Annotated in this window: 17 protein-coding genes; 13 read left to right on the top strand and 4 right to left on the bottom strand. The window is 37.6% G+C overall.

Features of this window, described 5'->3' with window-relative positions; all coding sequences use genetic code 11:
• Positions 1 to 64: 64 nt before the first annotated feature.
• Together CCK98_RS03840 and CCK98_RS03845 are read left to right on the top strand one after the other, a co-directional pair.
• Complete coding sequence (locus CCK98_RS03840; protein WP_179195702.1) at positions 65 to 760, top strand: glycosyltransferase; 696 nt, start codon at positions 65 to 67, stop codon at positions 758 to 760.
• Positions 760 to 1,452, top strand: a complete 693-nt coding sequence (locus CCK98_RS03845; protein WP_088085358.1) for a glycosyltransferase — start codon at positions 760 to 762, stop codon at positions 1,450 to 1,452. Before CCK98_RS03840 ends, CCK98_RS03845 begins: the two co-directional genes overlap by 1 nt.
• Before the next feature lie 32 nt (positions 1,453 to 1,484).
• On the opposite strand, the gene CCK98_RS03850 is transcribed toward CCK98_RS03845, so the two are convergent.
• Positions 1,485 to 1,916, bottom strand: a complete 432-nt coding sequence (locus tag CCK98_RS03850) for a hypothetical protein (RefSeq protein ID WP_088085359.1) — start codon at positions 1,914 to 1,916, stop codon at positions 1,485 to 1,487.
• Positions 1,917 to 2,573: 657 nt separating this feature from the next.
• Here CCK98_RS03850 and CCK98_RS03855 point away from each other — a divergent pair.
• Both CCK98_RS03855 and fabF read left to right on the top strand, forming a co-directional pair.
• Complete coding sequence (locus CCK98_RS03855; RefSeq protein ID WP_088085360.1) at positions 2,574 to 2,855, top strand: phospholipase; 282 nt, start codon at positions 2,574 to 2,576, stop codon at positions 2,853 to 2,855.
• Between the two features lie 177 nt (positions 2,856 to 3,032).
• A complete protein-coding gene (fabF, locus tag CCK98_RS03860; RefSeq protein ID WP_088085361.1) occupies positions 3,033 to 4,274 on the top strand; it encodes a beta-ketoacyl-ACP synthase II in 1,242 nt (413 codons plus the stop codon).
• A 365-nt stretch (positions 4,275 to 4,639) separates the two neighbouring features.
• Here fabF and rlmN read toward each other — a convergent pair whose 3' ends face one another.
• Together rlmN and CCK98_RS03870 are read right to left on the bottom strand one after the other, a co-directional pair.
• Entirely contained in the window at positions 4,640 to 5,707 is a 1,068-nt protein-coding gene (gene rlmN / locus CCK98_RS03865) for a 23S rRNA (adenine(2503)-C(2))-methyltransferase RlmN (protein ID WP_088085362.1), read from the bottom strand.
• Positions 5,708 to 5,787: 80 nt separating this feature from the next.
• Positions 5,788 to 6,666, bottom strand: coding sequence for a TRM11 family methyltransferase (locus CCK98_RS03870; protein WP_256942524.1), 879 nt, complete (start codon positions 6,664 to 6,666; stop codon positions 5,788 to 5,790).
• A gap of 439 nt (positions 6,667 to 7,105) precedes the next feature.
• Here CCK98_RS03870 and CCK98_RS03875 point away from each other — a divergent pair, with 439 nt between their 5' ends.
• From CCK98_RS03875 to CCK98_RS03910, 8 genes are all read left to right on the top strand, one after another.
• Positions 7,106 to 8,791 carry a sensor histidine kinase gene (locus CCK98_RS03875; protein WP_256942250.1) on the top strand — a complete coding sequence of 562 codons (1,686 nt, stop codon included), beginning with the start codon at positions 7,106 to 7,108 and terminating at the stop codon, positions 8,789 to 8,791.
• Positions 8,792 to 8,824: 33 nt separating this feature from the next.
• Positions 8,825 to 10,357 (top strand): response regulator, encoded by a 1,533-nt coding sequence (locus CCK98_RS03880; RefSeq protein WP_088085364.1) that lies wholly within the window; start codon positions 8,825 to 8,827, stop codon positions 10,355 to 10,357.
• A 169-nt stretch (positions 10,358 to 10,526) separates the two neighbouring features.
• Positions 10,527 to 11,750: an ABC transporter substrate-binding protein gene (locus CCK98_RS03885; protein ID WP_088085365.1), complete on the top strand. Its 1,224-nt coding sequence runs from the start codon at positions 10,527 to 10,529 to the stop codon at positions 11,748 to 11,750.
• A gap of 90 nt (positions 11,751 to 11,840) precedes the next feature.
• Complete coding sequence (locus tag CCK98_RS03890; protein WP_088085366.1) at positions 11,841 to 12,806, top strand: carbohydrate ABC transporter permease; 966 nt, start codon at positions 11,841 to 11,843, stop codon at positions 12,804 to 12,806.
• Between the two features lie 5 nt (positions 12,807 to 12,811).
• A complete protein-coding gene (locus CCK98_RS03895; protein WP_088085367.1) occupies positions 12,812 to 13,636 on the top strand; it encodes a carbohydrate ABC transporter permease in 825 nt (274 codons plus the stop codon).
• Between the two features lie 61 nt (positions 13,637 to 13,697).
• Positions 13,698 to 15,794 carry an amylo-alpha-1,6-glucosidase gene (locus CCK98_RS03900; protein ID WP_088085368.1) on the top strand — a complete coding sequence of 699 codons (2,097 nt, stop codon included), beginning with the start codon at positions 13,698 to 13,700 and terminating at the stop codon, positions 15,792 to 15,794.
• Positions 15,795 to 15,838: 44 nt separating this feature from the next.
• Positions 15,839 to 17,455: an alpha-glucosidase gene (locus CCK98_RS03905; protein ID WP_088085369.1), complete on the top strand. Its 1,617-nt coding sequence runs from the start codon at positions 15,839 to 15,841 to the stop codon at positions 17,453 to 17,455.
• A gap of 244 nt (positions 17,456 to 17,699) precedes the next feature.
• Positions 17,700 to 18,152 (top strand): NUDIX hydrolase, encoded by a 453-nt coding sequence (locus CCK98_RS03910; RefSeq protein ID WP_088085370.1) that lies wholly within the window; start codon positions 17,700 to 17,702, stop codon positions 18,150 to 18,152.
• A 93-nt stretch (positions 18,153 to 18,245) separates the two neighbouring features.
• Here the strand turns inward: CCK98_RS03910 and CCK98_RS03915 are convergent, their stop codons facing one another.
• Positions 18,246 to 18,641, bottom strand: coding sequence for a hypothetical protein (locus CCK98_RS03915; protein WP_088085371.1), 396 nt, complete (start codon positions 18,639 to 18,641; stop codon positions 18,246 to 18,248).
• 343 nt (positions 18,642 to 18,984) lie between these two features.
• Here CCK98_RS03915 and CCK98_RS03920 point away from each other — a divergent pair, with 343 nt between their 5' ends.
• Positions 18,985 to 19,845: an alpha/beta hydrolase gene (locus CCK98_RS03920; protein ID WP_088085372.1), complete on the top strand. Its 861-nt coding sequence runs from the start codon at positions 18,985 to 18,987 to the stop codon at positions 19,843 to 19,845.
• Positions 19,846 to 20,811: the final 966 nt, after the last annotated feature.

Raw genomic sequence — 20,811 nt, forward strand, 5'->3', positions numbered from 1 at the left:
TTTTTGCAGTCTCTTACATACTATGAAATAGATAAAGATTGGTATGGGTAGGAGGTGGGTCTACTTGGTAACTGTTGTCACAAGTACGAACAGGGAGTACATGTTGAAACGTGTCATCGAGAACTTCACGAGGCAAAACGTCCAGGAAAAAGAACTCATTATTATCTTGAATAAGAATGGGATGAAACGAGAAAATTTAGCTGCTTTGCCGAATATAAGCGTTTTTCAATTAGATGAAGAAAAAACCTTGGGGGAGTGTTTAAACTTCGGCTTTGAGCAGGCCAGATATGAGATTGTAGCTAAATTTGATGACGATGATTATTACTCACCAGACTATTTGGATCATGCCCTCCAAATCCTAAAGGAAACAGGTGCAAATGTCGTTGGGAAAGCAGGGATCTATGTTTATTTTAAAAAAGATAAGTTGTTAACGACCTTTCGTCCGCGGATGCATTCTCTCTTTTTGAAAAATAACCGGGTGTTTCTGGCCGGAGGGACGTTAGTTTTTAAAAAGGATGTGCTCGTCAAGGTTCAGTTTCAGGCGTTAAATAGCGGCGAGGATGTGCAATTTCAAAAGGATTGCCTAAATCAGAAGTTAACATTATATTCAGGGAGCCTAGATGATTATGTACTGATCCGCTATCAAGAGAATCATCAGCATTCCTGGCTGGTTCTTGATGAGACCTTCCAAAAACATTGCAAACGGATTGTGGTGACGGACTCGTTTGAGGAGTATGTGTGGGAAGGGGGCAGGTGCTAATGATTTCCGTCGTTGCCTGCACGAATCGCCAAGCCTATCTACCGAAGATTTTCGAGAATTTTCACAGACAAACTTTAGTGAAAAAAGAGCTTATTATCATTGTTAATTCTACGGTAATGGAAGTGGATAGCGTTGGATATCAAATTCTCAAAATTCCAGAGGAAGTCAGTTTGGGAGCGTGCTTAAATAAAGGGGTTCGTTTAGCGAAATATGATTTTGTGACAAAAATGGATGATGATGACTATTACGGTCCCGAATATTTAAAGGAAGTGTATGAGGCCCTTGTTCAAACAGACGCAGACGTGGTGGGTAAGAGCAGCTTTTATATTTACTTCAAAAAAAATAATGAATTACGCTTGTATAATCCTAATCGTGAAAATCGGTGGGTTGTGAACAATGTTCCTTATAAAAGCGCGTATTTTCTAAGCGGGGCCACGCTCGCCTTCAAGAAAAAAATCCTCGATAAAGTTAGCTTTCCCAATGTGGATGTTGGCGAGGATAGTGGTTTTCAGCGACTTTGCTTTGAAAGTGGGCTGAAAATGTATTCGTTATCGAAGGAACACTATACGTATTTGCGCTATACTGACCCTCTGCACCATCATTCAGATGCAAGGGAATCGCTTTTAAGAAGGGAAAGTCGTTTCATCGTCCACACCGCTTCGATTGAAAAATACGTTAATACAAAAAAGTAAGGCAGTAGTGTCGTACTACTGCCTTGATTTGGTTAGCTTCCTGAGCTACCGTGACTTCCTGAGCTGCATGAGCTTCCTGAGCTACCGTGACTTCCTGAGCTGCATGAGCTTCCTGAGCTACCGTGACTTCCTGAGCTGCATGAGCTTCCTGAGCTTCCTGAGCTGAGTAAATCGACGGAAAAGCTTTCGATGTCCTTACAACGGATAACTGTCAACCGCTCAGTAACAAAAGGTGACACCATACCTGGCTCAATGATTTTGACGCAGCAGTCGTTTGTTACACATTTTAATTCCCCGGTAAAGAAATCGCCAGACTTAGTTCTAATAGTCACTTCGCTATGCTTAAACTTCTTTAGAATGCGACATAAACAATCTTTCTTGCAACTGCAATTTTTCTTACCTTTACAATTGCTTTTCTTTTTATTACTTTTGTTTTTACTACTTTTGTTTTTACTACTTCCCATTTTGCTTCCTCCTTCAATAAGGATTTTCAAATTAATATATTCATTAGAAAGATTAAGGTGTGCTAATCTTGTAGTTTTTCTGCACATTTATGGGAATGGGATTAACATGTTTAATGAAGGAATAAGAAATGGTGTCAGGCACCGCAGATGGACAAATCATCAGTTTGTCCATCTGTGGTAGACTTTAAGGACTGGAAAATACTTAAGTACATAAAAATAAGCGATACATGGGTCGTATCGCTTTTCTTGTATTTTAAAAATAAAGTGGTTATAGTCAGTATTTAAAATAAATTATTCCTCTTCTCCATAGGACTCAGTGGTTGTATCCATACACTCCCAACATTCACTTCTATTCCGTTCAAATCTGGACAATTCCTCCCCACAAGAAATGCAAACATCCATAGGTATAGATTCCCCCTTCAAGTAAAAATTTTTGATTAAACCTATAAGCCGTAAAAACCTATTATGCTTAATGTATTCCACGATAGCTTGTTAGAGAACCTTGAAACTTCATAGCGAAAACAAAATCAATCGTGAGTTCCACTTTTAAAATCAGATAGGTACTGGGGTCAGGTAATCTTTTTAGATAGCATGTCTAATCAGGTTTTATATTTTTCCATATTAATATAGTAATAAACTTCTAGGAGGTGTAAATGATTGAAACGTAGTAAAAAGAGCCTGCTGCCTCTTTGTATTTTTCCAGGTTATCGATGGTGTGGGCCAGGATGCAGCGGGCCGGGTAGTCCAATTAATGATGTAGATGGCTGCTGCTACCAGCATGATCGTTGTCTGAGCCGAGGGAATTCCCCGTGTTACTGTGATAAGCAATTTATGAAATGCCTTGAATCAAAAATAAATCCTCATACGCAAAAAGGTAGAAATGCCCGCCTAATGTACGGATTTATGAAACTGAAAACAACATTCACCTGTCCCAAATAGGTGATGTGAAGTTAAACTTTGATATGCTTAAGCGACATCCATTTGCTTACACAAAATAAACTTATATCTAAAGATAGTTCGATATCAATTTGTCCAACCACTCTAAATTAGTTAAACTATAAAGGATGATAATTCGTCGGTAAATTACTTTGAAGAATGAGTGGGAGAGAGCATTATATGAATAAAAGAGTAGTGATTACAGGTATTGGAGCAGTCACTCCTTTGGGGAATGATGCTCATTCAACATGGGAACAGATTAAAAGGGGTATATCAGGTGTTGGTCCAGCCACCATATTTGACGTGGAAAAAGTGGATATCAAAATCGCAGCGGAAGTAAAGGGCTTTGCACCAGAAGAATTTATGGATAGAAAAGAAGCGAGAAGAATGGGGCGTTATAGCCAGTTTGCTGTGGCTGCAAGTCAAATGGCTGTCAATGATGCAGGAATCCAAATCGGTGAGAATGTTCAACCTGAGCGAGTGGGCGTTTGGATTGGATCAGGGATTGGCGGGCTAGCTGAATTCGAGGAACAACACCGGAAGTTTATTGAAAAAGGTCAAAGAAGAGTCAACCCGTTTATTATTCCCATGTTTATACCGGACATGGCGGCTGGACAAGTTTCGATTGCACTTGGAGCAAAAGGAATCAACAATTGTTCGGTTACAGCATGTGCGTCAGGCGCCAATTCAATCGGTGATGCATTCCGCGTTATTCAAAAGGGGAATGTGGATATGATAATTGCTGGCGGAACAGAAGCAACGATTACAGAGATGACCGTTGCGGGATTTTCTAATATGACAGCCCTTTCAAAAAATCCAGATCCGAACACAGCAAGCCGGCCTTTTGATAAGAATCGTGATGGATTTGTCATCGGGGAAGGCGCAGGAATTGTGGTCCTAGAAGAATTAGAGCATGCTTTAGCGCGTGGTGCGAATATATATGGGGAATTGATAGGATATGGAGCTACGGGTGATGCCCATCATATTACTACACCTGCACCAGACGGAGATGGACCTGGGAGAGCAATGAAATTAGCATTAGATGATGCTGGGATTTCCCCTGAACAAGTCGACTATATCAATGCACATGGAACGTCGACTTATTATAATGATTTGTATGAAACATTAGCCATTAAAGAGGTTTTCAAGGAACATGCCTATAGTTTATCTGTCAGTTCCACGAAATCGATGACGGGGCACTTGTTGGGAGCAACAGGGGCTATTGAGGCCATTTTTTCTCTATTAGCCATCAAGGAAGGTATCATTCCTCCAACCATTAACTATGAAACACCTGATGAACAACTTGATTTAGATTATGTCCCCAATGTGGCAAAGGAGAAGGATGTTCAAGTAGTGCTATCCAACTCATTAGGATTTGGCGGTCATAATGCCACATTGATTTTTAAAAAGTTTACTGAATAAAGATAACAAGTAACTAAAACGAAGGTGTCTAAATATCATTTAGATACCTTTTTTTATGTTTTTTCAAATTTTATCAGCGTATATAAAAATAAACAGCCCCAGTTATATTTTTCCGCTATTAAAATAAAAAACAAGTCGATAATAGGACTTTCATCGGTAATAAATCATCCATCGACAGGTTTCCCGATAATTCCTTACTAACCAAACGTTTGATTAGATTCTATATAAATCCTTTTATCAACAGGATTTTTTCCCGGGAAATGGAGAAAACAATGTCGAAATCCGCACCGACATAAAAAACGAATAAACAAAAAAGGTCATATTAAACAAAATACCTTGTTTAACATAACCTTTTTGGACTGAAATTATTTTGCTTCAGCTTTTTTGATTTGTTTGCTTCGTAATTGTCCACACGCGGCATCAATATCTGTTCCGTGTTCTTGGCGGATTTTACAATTAATACCGCCCTTTTTCAACGAATCATAAAACGCTAGGACTGATTCTTGTTCACTTCTTTGATATTGACTATGTTCATCGACCGGATTATATGGAATTAAGTTTACATAGACTTGCTGTCCGAGAGGGCGAAGAAGTTCGGCCAGTTGCTCAGCTTCTTGCTTATGATCATTTACATCTCGCAGCAAAATATATTCAATCGTAATCCGACGGTTAGTCTTTTCTACGTAATACTCCATCGCCTGCATTAATCTTTCAATCGGAATCGCACGGTTTATTTTCATAATACGCGTACGAAGCTCATTATTTGGCGCATGCAAGGAAACAGCAAGATTTACCTGCAGCCCCATATCCGTGAACTCAATAAGCTTGTCCGCGAGACCGCTGGTCGACACGGTGATCCGTCTAGCCGCAATCGCAAGCCCTTTATCATCTTTAATCACCCTGATAAAGTCTATTAGGTTTATAAAATTATCAAATGGTTCACCAATCCCCATAACGACTACGTGACTGACCGTTTCACCTTGCCCTTTTTTGTCTAGGTGCAGTTGAACGTTCATAATCTGCTCGACAATTTCCCCGCTCGATAAATCCCGGCTTTTTGCTAATAAACCACTCGCACAAAAACTGCAGCCAATGTTACAGCCTACTTGAGTTGTCACACAAACAGAAAGGCCATATTTCTGACGCATTAAAACCGTTTCAATCAAATTGCCATCCTGAAGTTTAAACAAGAATTTAATCGTTCCATCAGCTGATTCTTGTTTAATATGCTCCTGTAAGGTTTGGATTTCGAAGTTGTCTGACAGTAATTGAAGACATGCTTGATTTACTTCTGTCATTTCCGAGAAAGCTGTTACACGCTTTCGATAAAGATATTCCCATACTTTTTGTGCTCTCGACTTCTTCTCACCGTGCTCGATAAGCCAAGTAGCCAATTGATCTATAGTTAATCCGTATATGGACTGTTTATTCATACATTCCCCTCTTTTCGTTACGATAAAACTTAATAAAGCTTACGTTATATTATTAATGAATAGGCAAAGATGGAGCCTTATCAATTACATACTATCACTTCTCGTATAAATAACCCTTTTTTAGCAACAGCACGATCAATAATCGAAAAACCTGCTTTTATAAGGATTTCATCGACAGATTCAACTGTAACGACGACCACTTTGTCAGCAATCCTACGTGCACTTTGGAGCATTTCCAACTGCTCGTCAGGGGTTATTACCGAACACAAATTATAAGGCAAATCTATGATGGCTACATCATAATGATTGGTGATTTCGCGAATATCAGCTAAGTTTATTTCTCCGCTAAGACCAAAGTGTATCATATTTTCTCGTGCTCCAGGAAGGATAAGTCGATTGCGGTCACTTCCGACAATATCAATTCCCATCGACCTAGCTTCAACAAGGACGGTTCCAATTCCACAGCAAGGATCGATGGCCTTAATTCCGTTTGGATTGGGGATGGCGATATTTACCACTGCTCTAGCCACACGTGTGTTGAGCGCTGTGGAATAACCGTTTGGCTTCTTTTGATGCCGAAACCAAACCGACTCACTTTTTACATACTCACCGAAGACCCAACTTCCGTCTATATTCATGACGCCAAACAATCGATCAGGATGACGAAGATCTGCTTGACCATTGATGTGTATGCCAAGCTCTCGTTCAATGGCACGTCGGTTTTCGAATCCTTCTTGTTCACTTTTTGCCTGACCACTATTTTTCACATAGGTGACTTTAAACGTTGCTCCGCTTAGTTGTAAAGTTTCTACCTGTATAAAAAGATCCTCAAGGCTTTCCACCTCATATAACACCGTAATTCTTTCTTTAATAAACGGGCTTCGACTTGGATCGATTTTTACGAAACTTTCCAAGACATTAGATTGAGACACCTCACCGAATAATGAGCGCATTTCCAAAGCACACAAAGAGCGTTCATCCTCAGCATAGGCGTAAGTATATATAAAGGTCGTACCTTTTTGGAGAGTCATATCCAAATCGTTATCATACGTTAATTTATTTATTTCAACTTCACCTCAAGTTTATCTGAAAAACATAATCTATTATACCAAGAAAAGACGCATTTTTAAAAATTTCCTTTAATTGGGTGTCAATATGGGTGTCAGGCACCAACAGGTAGTGCCTGACACCAAAGTTAATTTAAGTTGTATATACATGTTATAATATAATGAATATTTACATAGCTAACTATAGTTAATGTAGCAAAATTTAGGTTAAAGAGTGGATTTTAAAATGAAAAGTATAAAGAAATGGTTTTCACATTTGAAGTTGAGATTTAAGCTTATAATCTCATTCTCCTGTTTTATTGTTTTATCTTTTACGATTATTGGTGGAAGTTTGTCCTGGTTATTTGTCAATTCCAATCGTGATATGTTATTGGATGCGGCTGTTGCGAACAACCGACAAATTGTCAAAAACATTGATACTGCACTGCATCCTTTACTTTCCTTGTCGATGTACCCCTATCAGGATAAACAAATCTATCAGATTATGGAAAAGGATTATTCAACCTACAAGTATCCCCTTTTAGAAAGACAGCGTGATTTTAATACGGTTAATAGCAAAATTGAGAACAACTTTTTTTTATTTAGTACAATCATTGACTCGGTCCTTATTTACCAGGGGAAGAATAATTTAATTGTTGGACGAAGCAATCTAGAGTACATGGACCATGCTTATTTTAGAGATGATTTTTACTTAGAACCGTACATACAAGAAATTTTGAAAAGTGGCGGTACCTACGTCCCTGTTGGTGTTCATCAGGAGAAACTCTTTTCCTACAAAGATAAGCCAGTTGTTTCAATAGGAAGGGGAATCGTAAACCCCTATACGCAAGATCAGTTAGGTTTTATTTTGATAAACATATCGATTGAAAAACTAAAAACTTTATGGAGTGATATTCACTTCACGAAACATACAAAATTTTATCTTGTTGATGACAAAAAAAAGATTATTTATAGCAAAAATAAAAAAGAAATTGGAACCAAAGCAGCTACGATATTAGGAGAGAATTTTAATTATATAGATGGATTTAGAAAGGAAACAAAAGAAAATAAGGACTCTTATTTAATTACGGCTACTTCCAACACTTCAAAATGGAAATCAGTAACCATTATTCCAAAAAAAGAATTGTTTGATTATCTTTCCACCTTTTTAAAAATCATCATCATTACAAGTGTTGTCTTTCTATTACTAGCCGTTTTGATGTCATTTTACATTGCGACAAGCATTACAAAGCCATTATCCATTTTAGAGGGAAAAATGAGACAGGTTTCTGATGGGAATATGAATGTAAAAATGGACATAGAGCATGGTGAAATCGGTAAAATAAGCAAAACAATCGATATCATGTTATCCGATATTAGAAGGTTAATTGAAAGGATCTATAATGAAGAGGAAGAAAAAAGGAAGTTGGAACTAATGGCACTTCAATCGCAAATTAGACCTCATTTTATGTATAATACCATCAATGTCATAAAGTGGATGGCCAAAATTCAAGGTGCCAGCGGTATTGAAGAGGCTTTAAGTGCTTTTTCGTCTGTTATTAGGCTGACAGCTAAAACGGTAAATGAACAGGTGACAATCAAAGAGGAAGTAGAATTTATTAAAAATTATACAAAGATATTGGAATTCCGATATTTTAATAAGTTTGAAGTTTCATTCGAGATTGAACCTTCTGTATTGGAATATAAAACTATCAAGTTTCTTCTTCAACCATTAGTTGAGAATGCTGTTTTTCATGCTTTTGATGATATTGATTATAAAGGAAAAATAGCTATTCAGATTTTTGAAGATTCCCAAGACCTTGTCATGAAGGTTTCTGACAACGGCAGGGGGATAGCAGATACTAATTACGATAGTGAACAGTCGAATAAAGAAGGTAGTGACCAGTTGAATTCAATCGGGATAAGCAACATTAGAAAAAGAATTCAGTTGAATTTTGGAGACAACTACGGATTGTGGATAACCTCCCAGGAGGCTGGCGGCACATTGGCCAAATTAATTATTCCAGTAATAAAGTGACCGTTTAATAGTGATTAGAAAAAGGTGATTTTTATGAGAATCCTAATTGTAGATGATGAACCGTTAGTACGGATCGGAATAAAGTCGTCAATTGATTGGCAGTCGTATGATATGAATATCGTTGGAGAAGCAGGAGATGGGGAGGAAGCTATTCAGCTCATGCTGGAGCGAAATCCAGATCTTGTTTTGCTAGATATTAAAATGCCTAAAAAGGACGGATTGGAAGTTTTATTAGAAATGAAAGAACGAGGAATCGATTCCAAAGTGATCATTTTAAGCAGCTTCGATGACCTCGAAACGGTAAAAAGGGCAATGAAATTAGGGGCAGATGATTATTTCCATAAACCAAATATGAATGATCAGGAAATTTTAAAGGTGGTTTCCAAAATCCAAAAAGATTTGTCGATCGAACAAACGGAGAAAGAAATTACATATTCCCATGGGTCAAAACCAAAGGAAGTCCTTGTTAAGAATTTACTATTAGGAAAAATAGATGCAGTGGAGCAGTTGCACTTGAAGAGGAATAACATTTCTGTTGTGTTATTTAAGGTGAAGAATTATAAAAAAATCCTTGAAAGATATCGCGATAATAAAGTCGACCTATTGCAAAATTCGATCTTGAATTTGTTAACGGAGCTGTTAGCTAAACACAAGGAAGTGGAGTTTTTACAACTAGAGGATAACTTGTTTTCGCTGATTTTCAGTAATAGTGAAATAAAGAGTAAGCAAGGCACCTATACATTTATTTATGAAAAAGCAAATAACATCAACCAAGCATTAAAGAGATTTTTAAATATTGAAACAGTATATGGAATCAGTGAACCGACTGATAGGTTAAGAGATATAAAAAATGCCTTTCAGCAGGCGAAACATGCACTAGGCCATGGATTCTATGATGCGAACCATCCTATCTTTTATTTTCAAAAATTCGAAGACGTGAGTGCCAATGAGCAGGAAGAAACCTTCATTAAGATAATGAAAAAAGAATTAAGAGAAGAAAACTATGAAAAATTCCTAAACACTTTAACAGCATGGGAACAGTTCCTTCAAAGTAAGCAGAAACACGGGAAGGATGAAGTTGCGAAAATATATGAAGGTCTTTTGTTTATGGTTGAAGAAACATATGAATATTTAGGATATAGTGACAAACTGGAGCATATAGAAACATTTGAAGAGCTTTCGGTTTTTTACCATCAGCTTTTCGAGGCAATATTCTCGGTGCGGGGAACTAATAAAAATAAGGGATATAGCCCTATCATAAAAAGTATTTTGGATTATCTTGAAATCAATTATGATAAATCTATTTCATTAAAGAGTTTGGGAGAGGAATTCCTTGTTAGTCCCAATTATATAAGCAGATTATTTAAGAAGGAGGTTGAAAAAGGTCTATTTGATTATCTAAATGAAATTCGTATTCAAAAAGCAAAATCTCTTTTAAAAGACTATAAATTAAAAATCTATGAAATTGCTGAAAGGGTTGGTTTTAAAAGCCAGGTTCATTTTGCAATTGTCTTTCAAAAGTATGAAGGGATGTCCCCAAAAGATTTTAGAAAAGAGAAAGTGTGATTTGAATAAAGAAAAGTACATTTCCTTAAAGTCTATGATTATTGAGGATAAAAAATAGAATGAAAGTGTTTTTTTCTTAAATTAATCATAATATGGTTAATTTTTTTTTAAGAATGAAAGCGTTATTATTATAATATCAAATAAACAATGAGCATTTAGGAGGATATAAATGAAAAGGTTTGCAGTAACACTATTAGTTATTTTGACGTTAGTTATCTCTTTAGTAGGCTGTGGAAAAAGTGAATCCGCTTCCGGCAGCGGAGATAAATCCGGCGGGAAAACTACGATAACATTTGGGTTTTGGGGTGCAGCAGAGGACTTAAAAGTATATACAAAAGCTGCGAAGGAAATTTCGAAAGAATATCCCAATATTGAACTGAAAGTAAAACAGTATCCAAGCAGTGAACAGTTTTGGAACAACCTTCCTGGTGAAATTGCTGCGGGAGTAGCACCAGATTTTATAAAAATTTCTAATGAAGGTGCTTTTGAGTACATTAACAAAGGTTTATTTACTCCACTGGATGATTTAACTGCATCAGCGAAAGTAGACATGAAGCGCTACAACCCGGCTGGAGCCGATATTTGGAAAGTGGAAGGAAAGCAATACGGTCTTCCATTTAATCAAATGCCAGCTATGTTCTTTATCAATACAGATATGTGGAAGAAAGCAGGACTTGGTGAGTATCCAACAACTTGGGATGAAGTTGAGACTGTTGCAAAGAAGCTTAAAACGAAAGATGTTTACGGAATTGGCTTGAATCTTCATCCGTTACATATTACGAATGTAATCAAAAGTTACGGCGGTGACTGGGGGAATGGGAAAACGATTAACTCCCCTGAAAATGTTAAAGGTTTACAAAAAGTGTTGGATTTATACAAAAGTGGTTTAGCGGTAACGCCAAAAACACTTGGTTATGGCTGGGATGGAGAAGTATTCGCAAACGGAAAAGCTGCGATGACAACTGGTGGTAATTGGTATAAAGGTTACTTAAAAGATGCAAACCCTAAATTGAAATATGCAGTTATTCCTGTTCCTAAAGGGACTGTAAATGCAAGTACCATGATTTCAGATGCATATGTGGTATTAAAGGATACAAAGCATAAAAAAGAAGCGCTCCAGGCGGCTTACTATTTAACAAATGAAAACGTTCAGAAGGATTTTATGAAGACTGGTGTTAACCCATCTATTCCGAGCTTGTCTGCTAAATACTTTGAAGAAAATCCAGAATTTAAGGAAGTTCAGGAAGCGCTTGAGTATAGCACAGACTTCGGTTATCCAAAGGAAACTAAGAAATTCAATGACGAATTGATAAAGCAGCTTGAGGATGTTATTTTAGGCGGTAAAAATAAATCTGCTAAAGAAATACTTGATAGTATCCAAAAACAATTTTAGTCATATTAAGTTCCCGATTCCAATTGGCATCGGGAATACTTTTTATCATTCATACAAGAGGATGTTACTGAAAGTTAAAGGAGGATTAAGATGGCTAACAATACAAATAGTAGTGTAGGAGTAAACACCATTCGACAGATTCATAGCAAAGAAAAGATAAAGAAGTCATGGTTCCGCACTGCAGCTGATTCGGATCAATTTGTTGGCTGGGTGTTCACCCTGCCGTTTTTAGTGCTATGGGGATGGTGGTTTTTCTACCCGTTTATTGAGTCCTTTATCAGAAGTTTTCAGGATGTAAATTTTGCAGCACTTAATGAGGCGAAATTTATCGGCTTTGGAAATTATATTAAGATATTGAAGGATCCGCAATTTTATCGAGCTGTTTTAAATTCATTGAAGATTGTGATAATAGCCGTTCCAATTCAAACCATTCTTGGACTAATAATGGCCTTACTTGTGAATCAGAAAATTAAAGGAAAAGGTCTTTTCAGGACTGTTTTCTTTATCCCATATATTACTTCACAAATTGCAATTACAACAGTGTTTATGATGCTCTTTAAGGAAGGCACATTTGTAACGAAATTTTTCTCTATCTTCGGATTTGGTAATACGACCTGGTTCGCTGATACCCATTATGCACTGTTATTTGTGTGTATATTATTTATTTTCCAACAGGCTGGATTTAGTATGATTGTTTATTTATCGGCCCTTCAGGAAGTTTCGAAAGAATTATATGAAGCAAGTGAAATGGACGGAGCTTCTAAATGGAATCAATTCCGTTTCATTACCGTACCGTCATTAAAGCCTATTACCTTTTTTGTTGTATCGGTTTCTACTATTCTGGGATTCCAGATTTACGACCAAATTGCAGCTATATCTAGGTATGGAGCATTAGGTTCCCCGGCAGGAGCAACTAGTACGGTTGTAACCTACTTTTATCAGCACGGTATTCGCTATATGAATATTGGATACGGCTCCGCTGCTGTCATCTTATTCTTCTTTATTATTATGTTTGTTACGTTCCTACAAAAAAAATTCCTGGATGAAAAGGAGTGACATCATTGGAGACAAAAGCTAGATTCTTTAAACTGAGTAATTACACGATCATTATCATTCTAGGAATCTTTTTTATTTTGCCATTCCTATATACTGTTTACACTTCTTTCTTGGGGATGGAAGACGTTAATAAAGTGGTTGGAGTCAGCCACTGGACACTCGATAATTACAAGACCTTTTTTACAAACGATGCTTATAATGTGCCAAAGTGGCTGTTTAATACAGTAATCATGACAGGTGTTGTCATCATTGGTAATTTGATTATTAACCCAATGGCAGCTTTTGCACTGGCGAAACTAAATTTCAAAGGGAAAAAGCTAATTGAGTGGATTGTCGTCGCCACGATGATGATTCCTTATCATATGATTTTAATACCTGTTTATGTAAATATGGCGAAAATCGGCTGGTTAAACACTTTTTTAGCGTTAACCGTTCCATTTCTATATCAGAGCCTGTATATCTTTATGCTTAAACAATTTTTTAGAAGCGTGCCCAACGAGTTAATTGAGGCAGCTAGAATTGATGGATTAACGAAAATGGGGGCATTTTGGAAAATTGTCTATCCATTAGCAAAACCATCGCTTATTACCATGTCAATCCTTTCGTTTGCGGGCACTTGGAATAGTTATCTTATCCCAAGTACATTAGCGAATGTCCCTGAAAAATATGTTTTAGTCGTAGGTTTAAATAGTGTGAAAGATATGGTTTTTGAAAACACACCATTAATTATGGCTGGTGTAGTATTATCTACTTTACCAATTCTCATCTTTTTCTTTATCTTCCAGAGACAATATATTGAAGGTATATCAAACTCAGGGATTAAAGGTTAATTTTGAAGAATTAAACTTTTCACTTTTTGAAAAAATTTATAAAAAAGTAGGTTGAGAAAATATGGATTATCAAGTAATTAAGGAAGGCGATTTGTTCATCTTAACCGATAAAAACGGCGACATTACAGGAAGCGATGACAATGGCCACGGTTTATATACAAAAGATACCCGCTTTTTAAGCCGTATGGAAATTTTTATTGATGGAGAAAAGCCTTCGCTGCTCTCGTCAACAGCAGATAAAAGCTATGTCGCAAACTTCAGATTAATGAAGGTCAAAAATGATGATGGTGCGATTGAGATTGTAAGAGATCGTCTGATTTATGATGGTGTACATTATGAGAAGCTATCCTTTACGAATTTCTTCCCACGTACGAAAACCTTTGATTTCACTATGGTTTTTGATGCGGACTTCCAAGATATGTTTATTGTTCGAAAGTACCGTACGGGTGATGTAGGTCAAATTATTAGTAAAGAAGTAGATGATCAAGCTTGGTCTGTTCAATATCAAGGATCCGACGAGGTACAAAGAGAGACGAAAATTCATTGGAATAAAAAAGGTGCACAGATTGATAGCGATGGAAATATCCATTTTTCGCTCACCTTGGCGCCAAAAGAAAAAGAAAGTATCTGCTTTTTCATCGTTCCGATGATCGATGGAACATCGGGCACAGTGCTGTCCTATGAGGATGCCTATCAACAGATTGAAAGTTCATATCAAAAATGGTACGAGGAAACGACAAAGGTAACGACGAATTCTCGTGTTTTCAATGAGTTATACCAGCGTGGAAGCCAGGATTTACGGATGCTGATGACGGATGTTGGTTATGGAGAAATACCGGTAGCGGGACTTCCATGGTTTGCCGTTCCGTTTGGTCGAGACAGTCTCATTACTTCGTTATTTATGCTTCCGCTAAATCCGGAAAAAGTAAAAGGTACTTTGAGAACACTTGCAGCCTATCAAGGATCCAACACAGACCTTTGGAGGGATGAGCAGCCTGGAAAGATCATGCATGAGATAAGATTCGGTGAGCTCGTGAATACCAATCAGTCACCATTTTCACCTTATTATGGGTCGGTAGATGCAACACCATTATTCCTTGTACTGGCGGGAGAATATTTCCGTTGGACTGGCGATTTGTCTCTTATTAAAGAATTAATACCAAACATTTTACTAGCATTGGCGTGGATGGATGAAGTGACTAAAGAGTCTGGATTTTTAACGTACCATCAAGAGGCGGAGAAGGGGTTTCCTAATCAGGGGTGGAAGGATTCTAGTAATTCTGTTGTTCATCAAACGGGTGAATATGCGAAGTCACCAATTGCCTTAGCAGAGGTCCAGGGCTACGCATATCAAGCGAAAAAAAGTTTTTCACCTATTTTTAGTTTATTGGGTGACGAAAGAATGGCCGAAAAATTAGCACAAGAAGCAGAGGAATTAAAAAATGCTTTTGAGAATGCCTTCTGGATGGAAAAAGAGCAGTATTATGCCATTGCATTAGACCGAGATCAAAATCAGGTACAATCCGTGACGTCTAATCCGGGGCATCTCCTGTTTTCTGGTCTTCCAAGTTCGATTCGATCAGATAAAATTGCAGAGCGATTACTTTCCAGCGATATGTTCAGCGGTTACGGTATCCGCACAATGAGCACAGAAGCAACGGGGTATTATCCAATGAGTTACCATAACGGAAGCATTTGGCCGCATGATAATGCAATGATTCTGCTTGGATTAAGCCGCTTAGGCTATCAGGCTGAATCCAGTGCGGTTGTCACCGGCTTATTAGAGGCTTCCAAGGGATTTGAATATCAACGGTTACCGGAATTGTTTTGCGGGTATCAATCCGAACTGGGATACCCTGTTCCATATCCTTCTACATGTTCGCCGCAAGCATGGGCAGCAGGAACATCGATGGTTTTTGTACAAGCAATGCTTGGGATTACCCCAAATGCTTTAGAAAAGGAAATTACTTTGGCTCCAGTGTTACCAGATCTTCTAGATGAACTGGTAGCTGAAAATATACGTATTGGAGCTGGCTATCTCTCCTTAAAAGTAGTCCGCAGTAAAGAGGAAAAGGATCAGTTTACCTTAGACATTCTTGAAAATACGACCGGTCTTGCAGTGAATCATTCTAAGAACCAATACCTCACACAGGTTTAAGAAAAAATGGCTGTATTTATAAAAAAGGAAAGGAATGAGATGAAATGAAAAAAACCTGGTGGAAAGAATCTGTGGTGTATCAGGTATATTGGAGAAGTTTTTATGATACGGATGGGGACGGTTATGGGGATTTGGAAGGTGTAATCCAAAAGCTGGACTACATTCAAAATCTGGGTGTAGACGTGATATGGCTAAATCCTTGCTATGATTCCCCTGATGTTGATAACGGTTATGATATATCTGATTACCAGTCGGTGATGCCGAAAGCAGGGACGATGGAAACCTTTGACCAACTTCTTCAGGAAGTGCATAACAGAGGGATGAAATTAATTATGGATTTAGTCGTGAACCATACGTCAGATCAACATCCATGGTTTAAAGAATCACGGTCGTCCATAGATAATCCAAAAAGAGATTACTATATTTGGCGAAAGGAGCCAAATAATTGGCGTTCTTACTTTACTCCGTCAACATGGGAGTTTGACGAAAAGACAGGAGAGTATTATTTTCACTCCTTTGCAGTTCAACAGCCGGATTTGAATTGGGAGAACCCAATAGTACGTCAAGAAGTGTATTCGTCGATGAAGTTTTGGCTGGATAAAGGTATTGACGGATTCAGAATGGATGTTATTAACCTCCTTGCAAAACAAATAGGGTTCCCTAATGCAGAAAACCCGGAAGATATTTCTTATTTAGGTAATAACCCTGGCATCCATGAATATCTTCAGGAGATGCATGAGGAAGTGTTACAGCATTATGATGTTTTTACCGTTGGGGAAATACCATTTGTCACCCCTGAGGATGGGCTTTTGTATGTAGGTGAAGAGCGTCGTGAACTTCACACTTTATTCCATTTTGAAGTCTGTGATTATATGGTTCGTTGGGATATGCAGCGATTTAAAGAAATACAAAGACGTTGGTATAATGGAATGTGGGACAAAGGATGGAACTCGCAATTTTTAAATAACCATGATCATACTCGCTTGGTGACACGGTTTGGTAATGACAAAACCTATAGAGTAGAGTCAGCCAAGTGCTTTGCTATCTTATTACACATGCTGCCGGGAATGCCGTACATTTACCAAGGCGAAGAAATTGGCATGACTGGGGTCAGATTTAATTCCATTGAGGATTATGATGACATTTGCATGAAAAATAAGTATACAGAAGAAGTGGGAAAAGGGCGGGACCCTCAGGAAGTGTTTGAGAGTTTGCTTCATCTCTCACGTGATAATTCACGTACACCTGTCCAATGGGATGACTCGTTAAATGCCGGATTTACTGAGGGGTCACCATGGATCAAAGTAAACCCGAATTATAAGGAAATAAACGTGGCTCAAGCACTTGCTGATCCTGACTCTGTTTATTATTTTTATAAACAGCTGATCCAGCTTAGAAAAGAAAATGAAGTAATGGTATATGGTAATTTTCAAGAAATATTGGAAGATCACGAGCAAATCTATTCTTTCATTCGTGAATTAGATAATGAGAAGTGGCTGGTGATATTAAATATCTCTGAACAGCTGATACAGCCGGATTTGCAGGAATTCCTAACTGCTTCGAAAAAGGAACTTTTGATTGCGAATTATAAGAATCAAACAGATTTAAATGAAAAAATGATTATGAGACCATATGAGGCTAGAGTATACCGACTTTTATAAAATAGGATGTGCAATGTGAACCACCTTTTTGCTTCGGACGTAGGGTGGTTTTGTTGTTTTTTGGACCTGAATATCTTGAATCTGTAGGATTTTTATAATTAGTCATGTAATTAGAAGGAAAGCCAACCGGTAGTGCCTGACACCCTATGATTCTACTTTCTTTACGAACAGTGACAAGTTCTGTTGCACGAGTATATATTAATTTAGAGATAATTATTATGAAAAAATGTTTTGGAGGGTGCAGATGGGCTATATTGAAGATTTACGAAAAATAGTCGGGAACCGGCCACTTATTTTAGTAGGTGCTATGGTGTGCGTAATTAATGATCAGGGAAAAATTCTTTTACAAAAAAGACCTGAAGGCATTTGGGGACTTCCAGGCGGGCTATTAGAATTAGGGGAGTCTGTAGAGGAGGCTGGAAGAAGGGAAGTGTTTGAAGAAACCGGAGTTGAAATCGGCCAACTTCAGTTAGTAGAGATATTTTCAGGTAAGCAGTATTTTCGAAAGCTGCCAAATGGCGATGAATTCTATCCAGTCACGATAGCCTATGTATCAAAAGATATTAAAAATCATACGATCACAATTGATGGGAAAGAGTCGATTGATGCTGGATTTTTTCCGTTAAACGAGTTACCGGAACAAACCAGTCCGTTAGTCAGGAAGATGATTCAACAATATCCAGATATGCTAAAATAGACCTTTTAATTTAAAGGTCTATTTTAATAAAAAGATTGTCTGTTTTGAAGTCATAGTATGCTTTGGTTAATGGGATCTTAAATGCAACAATAATTACATTTTCTCATTCGCAGCAAAGGCTGGTAATTTTTTTAGATTTGATACCCACTCGTTGTAGTGGCCTTCACATAGCCCTCTAAGAAAGTGGTAATTTGAACAATTTTTAACTCCACATAATTTTATTACTTTTGGCATATGCGGGTAGCCTAATTTATTGTAAATGTAGTTATGATGTTCACAGTATCCATTTGCAAAATAAGGTTTGGAACAGTCTACAGCCAGACAATGGTCAATTGAGCAAGCTTCTACCCTAATAGTGTCTATTTTTCCGGACCTTCTCATTCTTACATAATGCTTATTACATAACTGTCGTGCTTTTATTTGTTCATCGCATCCCTCTACCGTACATATACCCTTTGTTGAATACCGCTTATTTTCAAGGATTTCCAATCTTACTCACCTCCCGTACATGCTGTCGAATTTTTATAGACATTTTTTCCTATCAAATTGCTGTTTATATTTTTGTCGAAATTTCTTTAATTTTTATATTATTGAAATAATAATACAATTTCTTAGGTTTGTATATATACTTTATAATATTCAAAGTATTAAGATTTGTAAGCGATTTTTTAGACAAACATATTGAAGGTGCCGGAGGATATAGCTGTGGTTTCCAAAGGCCAAGTTTTTTTGCGGTTATTTTTGCATTGTTTTATAATAAAAGGAACTTAAAATGCTTTCTAAACTTCAATGACTTGATTTAATAAGGTTTGCAACAGGAGGATTACTTGGAATGACAACAGAAGGGACATTTAATGGAGTCGATGGAACAGAACTATTTTTTCAAGTGATCGAACCATTAACGGCTCCAAAAGCGGCAGTTATTTTAGTTCACGGACATGGCGACCATAGCGGAGGGCTCCAGAATCTAAGTGGAAGCTTGGTTGAAAAAGAATATATTGTTTATGCCTTTGATTTGCGCGGTCATGGAAAAAGCACTGGTAAAAGGGGATTTATCCGGTCTTGGGATGAATTTAGAGGGGATTTACACGAGTTTCGAAAGCTCGTTTCTCTAGATCAGCCCGAATTGCCATTGTATATTGTCGGACATAGCATTGGCGGCCTGATTACTCTCGACTATTGCTTAGATCATAGCGCAGGTATCTCAGGCATTATTGCGATTTCTCCTGCCATCTCTTACGAAGTGACACTGATAGAGCAGTTAGGCATTAGCTTAATGGGGAAGGTTAAACCAGACTATAGTATCAATAAATCTCGAAATTTTCGATTGCTGAGGAAAAATTCAGCCGTGCGTGCTAAATATTATTCAGACCGTTTACGTCACAATATCGTTACACCTGGTCTGGGACATAGCTTAATCCAAGCGTCTTCACGCGTCGTAAATAAAGCAACGTCGATTAGTCTTCCGTTTTTATTGCAATACGGACTTGACGATAGAATTACACCACCAGCAAAGCTGAGCCAATTTTTTCAACAAGTTGCTTCAAAGGATAAACAGCTATATGAGTACTCTTTAGTCAAGCATCGCCCCTTTGATGGAGTGGGAAGAGAGAAGTTTTTAGGAGATTTGGTTGGCTGGTTAGACAAACAGATGGATAACAAACAAAAGGTGCTTTATAAAGAGATCATTTAAAGTCCATTTCCCGCTATTTTATGAGGAGCTGGACTTTATTTTAAAATAAGATAGTATAAAATTTTTTCTTACTACAGTACATAATGCTGTGGTATTTTTCGTATATGAAAACATAATCGGTCCAGTGGCAAGCAAAGGAAGTGCATAGTGCCCGTGAGGCTGGAAAAAAGGTTTCGACGGTAACCATAGGAAGCGTATGATGCCCTTGAGGCTGGAAAAAAAGGTCCGAAGGTAACCATAGGAAGTGTATGATGCCTGTGAGGCTGGAAAAAAGGTTTCGACGGTAACCATAGCAAGCGTATGATGCCCGTGAGGCTGGAAAAAAGGGTTCGATGGTAACCATAGGAAGAGTTTGGTGCCCGTGAGGCTGGAAAAAAAGGTCCGAAGAAGGTAACCATAGGAAGGGTATGATGCCCGTGAGGTCGGAAAAAAGGTTCAACGGTAACCATAGGAAGCGTATGATGATACAGTAGTTATCTGGATCTACAATCGCAAACTCTTTCCATGGTCCTGAATCATGGTCAATCCAAGGATCGATGACAATTTTTGCTCTTTTCTCCTTTATCTCAGCATAAAGTACATCAAGTGCAAGCCAATTTTCAACATAACAATAACTATCATACGCAGCCTGCTTATCACCTTTTGCAGGCTTGTTTGGGCATACATCCTCTGGCGAATTTGCCTAGTGGGTATGGGAAAGTCGACTGTGTATTTTGCTGAGTTTTTGATATTATTAAATCGTTAATGAGCCCAGTCGGAGGACTGGGCTTTATTTGTCTAGAAATAGTCTTTCATTTGGACATTAAAAAATATTCCAAACCTTATTAACAGAATAATTTATCGATTCTACGAATTAATTGTTAACCTTTTTGTGATTTTAGTTTACAATTAAGGTGACATAGGTTGGAACTATGGATAGTGGGTATTTATCGGTTGGATACGGTAAATGAAATAAAATGGAGGGAT

The organism is Bacillus sp. OV166 (genome assembly GCF_900177675.1).
Lineage (GTDB): Bacteria > Bacillota > Bacilli > Bacillales > Cytobacillaceae > Neobacillus.

Bases quoted from the DNA above. Each gene is read 5' to 3' on its own strand.
- CCK98_RS03845 (WP_088085358.1), top strand. From the start codon at position 760: ATGATTTCCGTCGTTGCCTGCACGAATCGCCAAGCCTATCTACCGAAG.
- CCK98_RS03910 (WP_088085370.1), top strand. From the start codon at position 17,700: ATGGGCTATATTGAAGATTTACGAAAAATAGTCGGGAACCGGCCACTT.
- CCK98_RS03905 (WP_088085369.1), top strand. From the start codon at position 15,839: ATGAAAAAAACCTGGTGGAAAGAATCTGTGGTGTATCAGGTATATTGG.
- CCK98_RS03880 (WP_088085364.1), top strand. From the start codon at position 8,825: ATGAGAATCCTAATTGTAGATGATGAACCGTTAGTACGGATCGGAATA.
- CCK98_RS03900 (WP_088085368.1), top strand. From the start codon at position 13,698: ATGGATTATCAAGTAATTAAGGAAGGCGATTTGTTCATCTTAACCGAT.
- CCK98_RS03890 (WP_088085366.1), top strand. From the start codon at position 11,841: ATGGCTAACAATACAAATAGTAGTGTAGGAGTAAACACCATTCGACAG.
- CCK98_RS03920 (WP_088085372.1), top strand. From the start codon at position 18,985: ATGACAACAGAAGGGACATTTAATGGAGTCGATGGAACAGAACTATTT.
- CCK98_RS03885 (WP_088085365.1), top strand. From the start codon at position 10,527: ATGAAAAGGTTTGCAGTAACACTATTAGTTATTTTGACGTTAGTTATC.
- rlmN (WP_088085362.1), bottom strand. From the start codon at position 5,707: ATGAATAAACAGTCCATATACGGATTAACTATAGATCAATTGGCTACT.
- CCK98_RS03850 (WP_088085359.1), bottom strand. From the start codon at position 1,916: ATGGGAAGTAGTAAAAACAAAAGTAGTAAAAACAAAAGTAATAAAAAG.
- fabF (WP_088085361.1), top strand. From the start codon at position 3,033: ATGAATAAAAGAGTAGTGATTACAGGTATTGGAGCAGTCACTCCTTTG.